Annotated in this window: 8 protein-coding genes; 4 read left to right on the forward strand and 4 right to left on the reverse strand. The window is 49.1% G+C overall.

All coding sequences use genetic code 11. The features are described from left to right. Positions 1-71 precede the first annotated feature (71 nt). Positions 72-3,626, forward strand: coding sequence for a ThuA domain-containing protein (locus G8759_RS04665; protein WP_167205672.1), 3,555 nt, complete (start codon positions 72-74; stop codon positions 3,624-3,626). 90 nt (positions 3,627-3,716) lie between these two features. Here G8759_RS04665 and G8759_RS04670 read toward each other — a convergent pair whose 3' ends face one another. Continuing rightward, positions 3,717-4,193: a group II truncated hemoglobin gene (locus G8759_RS04670; protein WP_167205674.1), complete on the reverse strand. Its 477-nt coding sequence runs from the start codon at positions 4,191-4,193 to the stop codon at positions 3,717-3,719. 157 nt (positions 4,194-4,350) lie between these two features. On the opposite strand from G8759_RS04670, the gene G8759_RS04675 reads away from it, so the two are divergent. Further along, positions 4,351-5,994: an amidohydrolase family protein gene (locus tag G8759_RS04675; RefSeq protein WP_167205677.1), complete on the forward strand. Its 1,644-nt coding sequence runs from the start codon at positions 4,351-4,353 to the stop codon at positions 5,992-5,994. Between the two features lie 149 nt (positions 5,995-6,143). On the opposite strand, the gene G8759_RS04680 is transcribed toward G8759_RS04675, so the two are convergent. Beyond that, entirely contained in the window at positions 6,144-7,052 is a 909-nt protein-coding gene (locus G8759_RS04680; protein WP_167205679.1) for a Nif3-like dinuclear metal center hexameric protein, read from the reverse strand. Between the two features lie 140 nt (positions 7,053-7,192). Continuing rightward, positions 7,193-8,734 carry a YifB family Mg chelatase-like AAA ATPase gene (locus G8759_RS04685; protein ID WP_167205681.1) on the reverse strand — a complete coding sequence of 514 codons (1,542 nt, stop codon included), beginning with the start codon at positions 8,732-8,734 and terminating at the stop codon, positions 7,193-7,195. A 247-nt stretch (positions 8,735-8,981) separates the two neighbouring features. Between G8759_RS04685 and G8759_RS04690 the strand changes: the two genes are divergently transcribed. Continuing rightward, entirely contained in the window at positions 8,982-10,337 is a 1,356-nt protein-coding gene (locus G8759_RS04690; protein WP_167205683.1) for a PrsW family glutamic-type intramembrane protease, read from the forward strand. A gap of 14 nt (positions 10,338-10,351) precedes the next feature. Here G8759_RS04690 and rsmH read toward each other — a convergent pair whose 3' ends face one another. Then, a complete protein-coding gene (rsmH, locus tag G8759_RS04695) occupies positions 10,352-11,257 on the reverse strand; it encodes a 16S rRNA (cytosine(1402)-N(4))-methyltransferase RsmH (RefSeq protein ID WP_167205685.1) in 906 nt (301 codons plus the stop codon). A 127-nt stretch (positions 11,258-11,384) separates the two neighbouring features. Here rsmH and G8759_RS04700 point away from each other — a divergent pair, with 127 nt between their 5' ends. Continuing rightward, complete coding sequence (locus tag G8759_RS04700; RefSeq protein WP_167205687.1) at positions 11,385-12,638, forward strand: TlpA disulfide reductase family protein; 1,254 nt, start codon at positions 11,385-11,387, stop codon at positions 12,636-12,638. Positions 12,639-12,640: the final 2 nt, after the last annotated feature.

The raw sequence follows: 12,640 nt of genomic DNA on the forward strand, positions 1-12,640 counted from the left end.
AGATCATGGAATAAGCTTTACCAAATTCTATGCAGGTCATATCCTAAGCGCCTACTCAACCTAAATTGCCCATGTTTTCCCCATTGACATCCAGTAAAACCTGGCTCCGTCTGCTTGGAGCGGCCGGAGCTTCTGTTGGCCTCTACGCCTGCCTTAGTACGCAGGCAGTTACGAACCAGGCCGGAAGTAATTCCTTAGCAACAACCGTTGCCCCAACATCATCTGAATCAACAAAACCTATCGCTCCTAGATTGGCCAATCCAGGAGCGGCCAATCCACCCCGTGTGCTGGTCTTCTCAAAAACGAAAGGCTGGAAACACACGTCCATTCCGTTCGGGATTGCAGCCATTCAGAAACTTGGCAAGGAAAATAACTTTCAGGTCGATACGACTAAAAATGCCGACTATTTTAACGACGATAGTCTGAAACACTATCAGGCCGTGGTGTTTCTGAGCACAACGGGTAATGTGCTGAACCAGGCCCAACAGGCTGCGTTTGAGCGCTTTATTCAGGCCGGTGGCGGTTATATGGGTATTCACGCAGCCGCTGATACGGAATATGACTGGCCATGGTATAATAAGCTGGTGGGCGGGTATTTTGCGAGCCATCCCAGCAACTCCAACGTTCGCAAAGCTACTGTGGACGTAACCGATAAAAGTCATATTTCCACGGCTCATCTGCCCGATCATTGGGAGCGCACCGACGAATGGTATAACTATCGTTCGTTCTACTCTGATCTGAAAGTGCTGGCCAATCTGGACGAGAACACCTACGACGGTGGCATCAATGGCAGCAATCACCCGATTGCCTGGTATCATAATTTTGATGGTGGACGAGCATTTTATACCGGTGGTGGTCACGAAGATTCCAGCTTTAGCGAACCCCTGTTTGTTCAGCATATACTGGGTGGTTTGAAATGGGCCATGGGCGATGGCAAGGCACTGGATTACAGCAAGTCGTATGCCGTTGTGATGCCGGAAGAAAACCGCTTTGTGAAAACGGTGCTGGTCAATGACCTGAATGAGCCAATGGAGCTAGCAGTAGCCCCCGATGGCAGGGTGTTTTTTACCGAGCGGAGCGGGAACCTGTCGGTTTATAACACAAAGACAAACGAGGGTAAAGTGATGCATAAATTTGCCGTGGCTACCAAGCAGGGCTTTGGTGTTCAGGGGGTTACGCTTGATCCAAATTTCGCGAGTAACCACTACCTCTACGTTTATTATTCGCCCAACACCGATAAAGATCCAACATACCACTTGTCTCGATTTGTGGTTAAGGCCGATAACACGCTCGATTTGGCTTCTGAAAAAATAGTACTGAAAATTCCCGGCGAATTTGAAGCCAGTGCACACCACGGTGGCTCTCTGGCCTGGGATAAGGAAGGAAACCTCTTTCTGTCGACAGGTGATAATACCAACCCCTTCCCATCGAATGGGTATGCGCCTATCGACGAACGGGCCGATCATCTGACGCTTGATGCGCAACGTACAGCAGCCAATACGAATGATCTGAGAGGTAAAGTCTTACGTATTCATCCTCAGCCTGATGGGACTTATACAGTTCCCGACGGTAATCTATTCCCGAAAGGCACTGCCCAAACCCGCCCGGAGATTTACACGATGGGCCTGCGTAACCCGTATCGAATTGCGGTCAATCCGAAAACGTCCGTATTGTATTGGGGTGAAATTGGCCCCGATGCGGGTAAAGACAGTACAATAGGGCCACGCGGCTATGATGAGTTCAATCAGGCCAAGAAGCCCGGCAATTATGGCTGGCCACTGTTTATTGGCAATAGCCAGCCTTACCCTGATCTTGACTTTGCAACGAATGTTACCGGCCCGCTTTTCGACCCCAAAGCACCGGTCAACAGTTCTCCCAACAATACGGGTCTTAAAAATCTGCCACCTACGACGTCGGCAATGATCTGGTATCCCTATGCGGCTTCCAAGGAATTTCCAGAGCTGAGTCTTGGCGGACGGAGTGCAATGGCAGGCGAATTTTATACGTATGACAAAAACTCCCCATCCAAAACCAAATTCCCCGAATACTACGATGGCGCGTTGTTTATATTCGACTGGATGCGCAATTGGGTAGTAGATGTTCGGTTCGATAAAGACGAAAACTATGTTCGTAATGAGCCGTTTATGGCGGCCAATGGCGATTTCCGGCGACCCATCGATCTGGCCTTCGGGAAAGATGGCGTGATGTATATGCTCGAATACGGTTCTGTTTACGGAGCTGATAACGACGATGCGCGGCTGGTAAAAATTGAGTATAATACGGGCAATCGGGCTCCCATCGCCAGAGCAATGGTTATCGATTCGATAGCGACAGCGCAACGCAATGCCCGTTCTTACCTAACTTCTGACGGACGCAATGCACCCGTAATTCGGGAAGCTGTAGGACAGGCTCCCCTGCGGGTGAAGTTCAGCGGACGGGGAACCGATCTGGACGACGATGCCCTCACGTATCAATGGTTGTTTGATGGCAAGACCGTCGGCGCTACCCAGGTCAATGCGACTCATGTTTATACACAACCCGGCGTCTATAATGCCATTCTGAAAGTAACGGACCAGACGGGAAAGGTTGGCAAGGACACGATTGTTGTTAAGGTCGGTAACGCCAGACCTGATGTAGCAATTACGACAACGGGTAATAAATCATTTTTCTGGGAAGGCAAACCCTTCACTTACAGCGTGAAAGTGGCCGATAAAGAAGATAAACAGATCGATCCGAAGAAGATACAGGTGCTTTATGCCTACAGCCCGCAACCGGGTGCTGCGCCAACGGCTGGCCCTCAGCAGGGGCATCAGGATCTGGCCGCAATTGGCAACGGAACACTCGGTAAAACGCTCATTGCCAGTAGTGACTGCAAAGCTTGCCACACCATCGATAAGCCCTCGGTTGGACCAACGTTTGTGGCGGTTGCCAGTCGTTACAAAGGCCAGCCCGGAACGGTAGAACGTTTAGCCAGGAAAATCATTGAAGGCGGGGGCGGTAGCTGGAGCAAAGATCATTTAATGAGTGCTCACCCGCAAATTCCGGTTCAGGACGCTCAGGAAATGGTGAAGTACATTTTCTCCCTGACTGATAAGCAAAACCAGAAAGCAGTTCCGCTGCAAGGAACACTGGCTTTAAACGAGCACAAAGCCGAAGACGCGCGTGGGCAGTATACCTTATTGGCTTCTTACACGGATAATGGCGGCAAAGCCGTTGGTCCACTCACCAGCACCGACGTAGTGACGCTACGGAACGCTAAAGTTAAAACGCTGAATGCCGATGCTTACGTTGGTTTTCCGCGGTGGGGTAATCGACTGGCTGCCGGTAATCACAAAGCCTATGTTCTGCTGAAAGATATTGACCTGACCAATATCAAGTCGCTCACCTACGACTATTCGTCGGTTAACAAAGATGGTGAAATTGAGATTCGGCTTGATTCCTACGCGGCCCCGGTTGTGAGTCGAACAGCCTATAAAGCCACTGGCGACTGGAAAACGAATAAGGAAGTGACGGGTAGTTTCGACAAACCGATCACCGGCAAACATGATGTCTACATTGTGGTCGTGAAACGCGATAAACCGAACGATAACATCATTCAGCTAAACAGTATTCAGTTCAATGAGTGAGCCGATTGGTTGAAACGCCAACGTTAAAAGAGTACTATAAAACCCGTGGTAGTCATAAGGCGATCACGGGTTTTATGGTTGATTGACATATTAAGGTTGATAGGGGCCGCCAGGAACACCCCAATCCCATTTAGGCATTGGTTCATTGGGTTGAACGGGATTCTCGGTCGCCGTTGAGTTCAATACTGCAATCCGGCTTCCCCACTCCAGATACCCAACCAGAGCCGACCGGAACTCCGGATCGTCGGGTAGTCCCAATTCGTCTGCACTGTCCAGCAGGAGGGTCATCCAGCGTTTGCGCATAGGTTCGGTAAGGTGTTTGCCAACATGATGGGCTACCATATCGGCATGGCTACCGTGGTCATTCTGCGTGTAGGCAGCTGGCCCGCCAAAAACTTCACCAAGGAAGTGCGCTACATGGCGGGCGTGTTCGGGCGACATGTTCCGAAAGACAGGCTCCAGCAATTCATCCTGAAAAACCTTGCTGTAGAATAAGGTGGTTAGCTGTTCCAGTTTATCGGTGCCACCTGCCCATTCATATAAAGTAGGAATTGATTTCTGATCCATAATTCTATTGTCGCTTTCGGGAAAAATTTATTGTAGTCTGTTTTCGGAAAAAGAATTATTAATGCTGGATAATCCTCATAGCTATTTGTAAATGAGGTCTTTAATGAATTGAATTTCTATTTTTGTGAAATTCATTCGTTTCCCAGCCACCCCTACGATGTTTACCTCCTCTGGTCGCCCTTTATGCATAATCGGTAATGTAGTCGATGATCAGGGCCGCGAATCCGTTAAAACAATTCTTGTTCAAAACGGACGAATTACAGCTGTGCAACCTGGAAAAGTCCCCTTCGACTTGCCCAACCTGATCCGATTGGAGCTGGCTGATAATGAGACTATTTTGCCCGGGTTGATCAATTTACATGTTCATTCGGAATATAACGTTTTTCCACTTTGGAAAAGCCCTGCTGTTTGGAGTAATCGCTTTCAGTGGCGTAACAATGAACAATATATCAAGGATATAAAAAATTTCAAGGAGTATATTGAGGCCAATTGGCAGCAGGAATCGTTTGACTTTATTAAATCGGTACTTCAACCGCCCAATACAGGGAATCATCCTCCATTAGCAACCGCTTCCGTAGATGCTGCGATGAAGGAGGTACAGAAGCTGCATGGCATCGTTACTGAATTACAGTCTGTTGCCGGTGGAACTACGCTCGTTCAGCAGACGATTAAACTGGAGAATGACGGAAAGATTCCCAATTTTATTATTCGAGACACGACGGACCCCGGCGAGTTGGGTATTCCTCAGACAAAAAGAGTATTTTCCGTCGTTGATTTCGTAAGGCCAGGGCCGAATTTTGATGCACCTGGTTCGCCGAACTTGGCTGATGACGATACCAGCTCATGGCCTATGATGCGCCATCCGAGTTTTGACGATTTTCTAAGCTCAGTGCGCGAGGGAAATAATCGTTATTATGCCTGTATCGCTCACATTGCTGAAGGCAGAGCGGGTTATCTTCAGCGCGGTAACCCGGATGGGTTCAGTCGACGTGAGTTCACTGAATTTCGACGGGCACTTACGGATTCAACGTACACCACGTTTCTGAAAACAGCGAATTTAACTCTTACGCATGCGTGTGGATTAGATTATTCCGACAACGAAACGCTCGATTTTCTGCGCGAGAACCAGATAAGTGTGGTGTGGTCGCCGGTATCAAATCTGATCCTGTATCGCGACACGATCCCTGTTAAAACGCTCCTGAATCATGGCATAAATGTCTGTCTAGGGTCAGACTGGGCACCCAGTGGCAGTAAGCACGTTTGGGATGAATTTAAATTTGCCCGCCATTTCTGCGATATGCTGACGTTGTCTGTAAGTGACGCGCAACTACTGGCCATGATGACGCAAAATCCGGCAACGGCTTTAGGAAGTCTCAAGGTTGGTTCTATTCAGCCGGGTTACAATGCCGATTTTTTCATTTTACGTAAGCAAACACCTGAGCAACCGGCTTTGGCCGCTTTACATACGCAGGATGATCGTTCGGTACGTTGTACGATCGTGAATGGACGAATCGTGTATGGCGACAAAGATCTGATCGACAACAGCCTATCAGTCGATTATCAGCGAATTCCTGCCAGTGAAGGGCAGATAGCTTCGCAAAAAGTCGTCAGTATAAATTCAAGTCTAAATTTCGATCTGGTCAAGGCGATAAGTCAAACCGATTTGTTGATGTCGCACTATACGAACAAAGTCGTTAATCAGCCTTGGCTTCAACGAACACGGTTGCTTTCTGCCGATGATTTTGTTTACCAGCGCAGGATCAACCAATTGAAAGTCGATTTGGCTAACCTGATCAAATGATTGTATAAGAATAGGGCTTTCGCTCTGAAATGTGCCACGGTTATTAGGAGCAGCATCAGTAACCACCGTCCGCGGTTGCGGTGGCACGCTTCAGAGCGAAAGCCCTAAAAAACGGGTGGTTTTCCTGGCCGGGCTGTGTTTACCCAAACTTATTCGTAGCTGAATGGATTGCCGGAAGGTATATACGAGATTTTCACATCGGGCAGTTTAGGCTTCAGCCAGGAAACCAGCCACTCCATACCAGCCGCTTCGCTCATGATATGGCCCAGCACAACCAGGGATATTTTTTGGCCCTGACGACGTGCATCCCGAATGTATTCCGGTGTTTCCCATTCGCTGGCTTCTCCACAAAGGACCACATCCGGTTTCGCCTTCTCGATCGCCATAATCTGGTTTCGCCCGCCTGCAGCGCCCGGCAGCAACAGCACGCGCTTACAGGATTGTGCCGTGTCGCCAACAACGCGTACTTGCTTGATGCCTAGTTTTTGTTTCGCATGGGCAATAAGTTGAGTTAGCGAGGTTGCGGGTATTATAAGTACCTGTGGATTTTGAGGATCTACATAATTTTCCCACGCCAGGGCCGATAGCATCCCTGTCCGAATGCCGTCGGGACGATGTGAATGCCAGTAATCATGGAATCGCCAGAGTGCAATGCCATTTTTGGTTAGCAACTCATGCTTATACTTAAAGACCGGATCGTTGCTTAGCCAGTCGGTCTCATCGGCGTGATTATAAAAAGTAGGCTCGTGGGCAATGATGAAGTTAGCGCCCGCGGCAATGGTTTTTTCGATGACCTCTATGGTGCCAAACATTGTCGACACAATGCCCGTTACTTTTTGGGCCGCATTTCCTGATTTTAAGGTGTCTACCGTTTTCGGAAAGGGAGCATTGGGAATAGTCTTCAGGATCAGATCCATCACCTGGCCGACCGTAAACGATGCCTGGCTGACTTCTGGCGATCCCGCCTGACTGAGAAAGGGAGCGTTCATTAGCATAGACGTACCTACCGCTTTGGTGAAGGTTGCTAAAAATTGTCGTCTTCCGGGTGCTTTGTGCATAGTCGCCTGCCAGTTTTTGTGGGCGATAATACGCAATTTTGGCAAGCTTTGCCAGTAACCGATTCCTGACTGGCAGGTTGAACGTAGAAGCCGATTGTCGCTTAACGCTACGACCCAAATTGCCCACTGTTCACCAGTAATCAACCCGCCCAATTTTCCCGGTCGAGACTCCGGTACTGAATGGCTTCGGCGAGGTGTTCGATCCGGATTTCGTCGGTTCCGGCCAGATCCGCAATGGTACGCGATACTTTCAGAATGCGATCGTATGCCCTTGCCGATAAGCCCAATCGTTCCATTGCGGTTCTGAGCAAAGCACGTCCGGCGTCGTTGATGACACAGATTTCTTTTACCATTTGTGAAGGCATCATGGCATTGGAGTAAATGCCCGGCTGTTGCTCAAAACGGGCTGTTTGCATGGCCCGAGCCCGAATTACCCGCTCCCGGATAACTTCGCTCGATTCGGCAGGACGGTTGGCTGTCATCTGGTCGAACGAAACGGGCGTTACCTCAACGTGTAAATCAATCCGGTCGAGGAGGGGGCCACTGACTTTCGCCAGGTATTTTTGTACGACGCCCGGCCCACAAACGCATTCTTTTTCAGGATGATTGTAATAGCCGCAGGGGCAGGGATTCATACTGGCAATAAGCATGAAACTAGCCGGAAATTCGACCGCCCACTTCGCCCTTGAAATGCTTACCTTACGGTCCTCAAGCGGTTGGCGCATCACCTCCAGGGCTGAGCGTTTAAATTCAGGCAATTCGTCCAGAAACAAGACGCCATTATGCGCGAGCGAGATTTCTCCCGGCTGCGGGAAACTGCCTCCGCCAACAAGGGCCGCGTCGGAAATGGTGTGATGTGGTGAGCGATAGGGGCGGGTGGCAATCAGGTTGGCGCGGCTTCCGAGCTTACCGGCTACAGAATGGATTTTCGTTGTTTCCAGCGCTTCCTGTAACGTCAATGGAGGCAAAATGCTGGGTAATCGTTTGGCCAGCATGGTTTTACCGGCTCCGGGAGGCCCAATCATGATCACATTATGACCACCAGCGGCCGCAATTTCCATTGCCCGTTTGATGTTTTCCTGCCCCTGCACGTGCGAAAAATCGACCTCATAGGCATTGAGCTGGCTCATGAACAAATCGCGGGTATCGCTCACCACGGGTTCAATATCTTTCTTTCCTTCAAAAAACTCGACGGCTTCCTGCATGGTAGCGACGCCAATAACATCCAGATTATTGACAATGGATGCTTCCTGGGCATTTTCGACCGGAAGGACGAATCCTTTGTAGCCTCGTTTCCTGGCTTCAATAGCGATGGGCAAAACACCCTTTATGGGTCTTAACATCCCATCAAGGGCTAATTCGCCCATAATGACATACTCTTCGAGATTGCGTTGTGTCGTGATTTGTTCAGACGCCTGAAGCACGCAGAGGGCGATAGGCAGGTCATAGGCCGACCCTTCTTTCCGGACATCGGCGGGCGCCAGATTTACCACAATTTTCTGGCGGGGCATTCGATAACCAAAAAACTTCAGCGACGCTTCAACACGCTGTTCGCTTTCCTTAACAGCACTGTCGGGTAAGCCAACCAGATGGAAATGTAAGCCCTGTGCGACAACCACTTCAATCGTAATCAAACTGGCATTGACGCCATAAACGGCCGCCCCAAAGGTCTTGGATAACATAGAACGTTACGGTAAACAGATTGGAAATTAGTTGTCAAAACTACGAACGAATGGAGAATTAAAAGCCTCCAATTAAGCGGTATGAAACAATGGAGCAAAGACTAAACAATCAAATATATAAATTGTAACTAAATTTTTGTCGGCACATTGGCAGATAGTGGTGCTTTCAAAGGCAGAATACAAATTGTGGATAAAGGTATTTCGGTAATGTGCTTATTTTAGAATCAGAAATGAAAGCCTGCACCCCATGACCTCTTTTTTGACTCATCAAACCGTTTTTGAGTGTATAAGCGGACCTGATACGGGCCGGTCTGCGGTACTAATGCCGCATGTTCGCGTAGTGGTCGGGCGTAATCCTCAGTCAACAATTCCGCTCAGTGACCCCCAGGTTGCCGATGAGCATCTGGCCATGGTTTTCGATGGTCAGCACGTGTATTTCCAAACCATCGGTGTGCAATTGGTCGAATTAAATGGCAGAGCCGTTACTACGGGCGAATTAAGCCCTGCTGCAGATCTGCTGATTGGCTCATCGCACTGGCGACTTCTTAGTAAGCCTGTCTCAACCGGCCCCATTCCCGTGAACCCATTTGCTGGTATCGATTTTTCGAACTCAGTAAATCGAATTTCAACCCTGACCGGTGTTGATACGCTGGACAGCGATTTCAGTTTGAAAACCATTTTTGCCAAAGTGGGCGAAAAACGATCCGATGAGGATATTGAAAGTGCCTTTACCGTCGGAACCCGCCAGACGACGCCGGTCATTGGCACCATTGCTTCTCATTGGCCCCAGCCCTGGCTCTTTGTTCGTTTTGGAGGAAGTGCTTTATTACTTTTCATCAGTCTTTTTCTGGCCGTAACGCAGTTTCAAAATGAATTATTGATTCCTGGATTGCTGTTTGTTGGCTCGTTTGCGGTGCCTTTTGGTAGCCTGATCTTTTTCTGGGAAATGAATGCTCCGCAAAATGTCTCGTTATACCAAACGATCAAACTGGTCTTTTCGGGAGGAATGGCTTCGCTGCTGATTTCCCTCTTTTTCTTTAGCAATACAGCGTTTCTGGGTACTTTTCTAGGCGCTTCGAGCGCAGGAATTGTGGAGGAATCAGGTAAATTACTCGCCGTTCTGATACTCATGCGCAACAAAAACCAGTATCACTGGATATTGAATGGACTGTTATTTGGCGCAGCCGTCGGAACCGGATTCGCAGCGTTTGAATCGTCGGGCTATGCGTTTGTTGTTCTAATGCAGGGTGGATTCAGTCAGGCCATCAGTAACATTTTTTTGCGGGGCGTTTTGGCTCCTTTTAGCCATGTCGTCTGGACTGCCATCGCGGCCGCTGCCATTTGGCGGGTCAAAGGAAAGCAATCATTTGAGTGGGATATGCTAAAAGATAAAGGGTTTTTACGAACGTTTATCGCTGTTGTGCTGATCCACATGATTTGGAATGCGCCTTTTGAAGTGCCCATTCTGCCGTATATCTGGTTTTTGCCGACCAAGCAACTAATATTGGGAACAATTGCCTGGATTATGGTACTGGGTATCATTCAAAGTGGACTAAAGCAGATAAAAAAGGCACAACAGGCTGTATTACAGCCCGCAGTATAAAAACAGAAAGCTTCCTACAATTTCTCCGCAATTCGCAACTTTGCGCTTCGGGCTCGGGGGTTGCGGGCAATCTCGTCGGGTGTGGCTTCAATTGGCTTGCGGGTGATGGATCGCAGGGGTTTGATTTCATTGCCGAACAAATCTTTCTCTACCTCGCCCTGAAATTTGCCTTTGTTAATGAAGTTCTTGACCAACCGATCTTCGAGCGAATGATAGGACATAACAACGAGTCGACCACCTGGTTTCAGGATGTCCGGCACCTGCTCCAAAAACTCTTCCAGCGCCTGTAGTTCCTCATTCACTTCAATACGAAGCGCCTGAAATACCTGTGCAAAGTATTTATTCTCCTTGCCGCGTGGTGCATAGCGCTGTAAGGCTGCTTTCAGATCATTTACCGTTTTGAGCGGCCGGTTTGACCGGGCCGATACAATGGCGCCAGCTGCCGTTCGGGCATTGGTAATCTCGCCATACATGCCCAGAATCCGGTGCAAGTCTGCTTCTGCGTATTCATTCACAACCTGTCGGGCAGTTCGCTCGGCCTGCTGGTTCATGCGCATGTCGAGGTCAGCATCGAATCGGGTTGAGAAACCACGTTCGGGCGTGTCGATCTGGTGCGACGAAATACCCAGGTCGGCCAGGATCCCATCTGCCTGTTCGGCTTTATACAGCCGTAAATAGCGTTTGATGTTCCGGAAATTAGACGCAACGAAGGTCAGCCGCGAATCGCCAATCGCCTGTGCATTGGCGCGGGCGTCGGCATCCTGATCGAAGCCGAAAAGCCGTCCGCCTTCCAGTTGATCGAGGATCGCACGGCTGTGACCGCCACCGCCAAACGTTATATCGACGTAGGTACCGCCGGGTTGTAGATTCAGGCCGTCAATACAGGCTTGTAATAAAACGGGTTCGTGGTAATTTGTCATTCAGAAACTAACCTTCACTAGAGGTCGTTATTTCGGACGTTGAAGCTCAGTTACTGGACGTTATAAGTAAGTCTATGATGTACTTTTGTCTAGTATCTACAACCTGCATCCTGAATTATCAAAAAAGATGAAAAAACTCCTTCCTATCGCAGCCATCCTGCTGCTGTCGTTGCCAGTTGCCTGCTCCGGCCAATCGGCCCCTGCCTCCGTTAAACCGGGTATTTATCGGGCTTTCCTGAAAACCCGAGGTGGTGAATTACCCTTCGGATTAGATATTCAGCCCACAGCAGGCGATTCCAAAGGGTATACCGTTTTTGTGCTTAATGGCAACGAACGGCTACCCATGGACCCGTCTACTGTACAGGACGACTCGATCCGAATTCCGATGGCCTTGTTTGAGTCAGAATTAGTTGCAAAGATAGAGGATAAAACGCTCCGTGGCGTCTGGCGTCGGCGTCGTGTCGGTCAGCAGGTGCAAAGCTTGCCTTTTGAAGCTACCCACGGCCTGACCTATCGGTTTAAGGTGAGCGATAAACCCGCTACAGGCAACCTAAGCGGTAAGTGGGCTACTGAACTCGGTAGCAAAACCGGAAAAGTTGATACAGTTAATGCCGTTGGCATATTTGATCAGAAAGGAAATCATCTAGCCGGTACGTTCCTGACACCCACCGGCGACTACCGTTATCTGGATGGGAATGTAGATGGCGACAGTTTATTTCTGTCCTGTTTCGACGGTTCACACGTGTATTTGTTTAAAGCGAAACATAACCCGGCAACTAAAACGTTAACGGGTGGTTTATGGGCCGGTGTGTCGGGCTATGAATCATGGGCGGCTCGGTTTGATCCGAAAGCTGACCTGCCCGATCCGGCCAAATTGACCTACCTGAAGCCGGAATCGAAAACGCTCAATGTCGCTTTTCCTGAACCTAATGGTAAAGTTGTTTCGCTGACAGATCCCCGCTTTAAGGATAAGGTGACAATTGTGCAGATTCTGGGTTCATGGTGCCCTAACTGCATGGATGAGACTAATTTTCTGAGCCCGTGGTACAAGCGTAACAAACAGCGTGGGATTGAGGTGCTGGGACTGGCCTTTGAGCGTTCGCCCGAAATGGCCGTGTCGGGCCCAAAGATCGAACGGATGAAGCAACGTTTTAAAATCGACTATCCTATTGCGTTGGCGGGTACGAATGATAAGGCACAGGCTTCGAAAGCATTGCCAGATCTGAATGCTGTAGTCGCTTTTCCAACTACAATCATCATCGATAAAAAAGGCAAGGTGCGCCACATTCATACCGGTTTCTCTGGCCCTGGCACGGGCAAATACTACGATCAGTATGTTGATGAGTTCAACCGCCTGATTGATAAGCTGGTGTCTGAATAAAC

This window comes from Spirosoma aureum (genome assembly GCF_011604685.1).
Taxonomy (GTDB): Bacteria; Bacteroidota; Bacteroidia; order Cytophagales; family Spirosomataceae; genus Spirosoma; species Spirosoma aureum.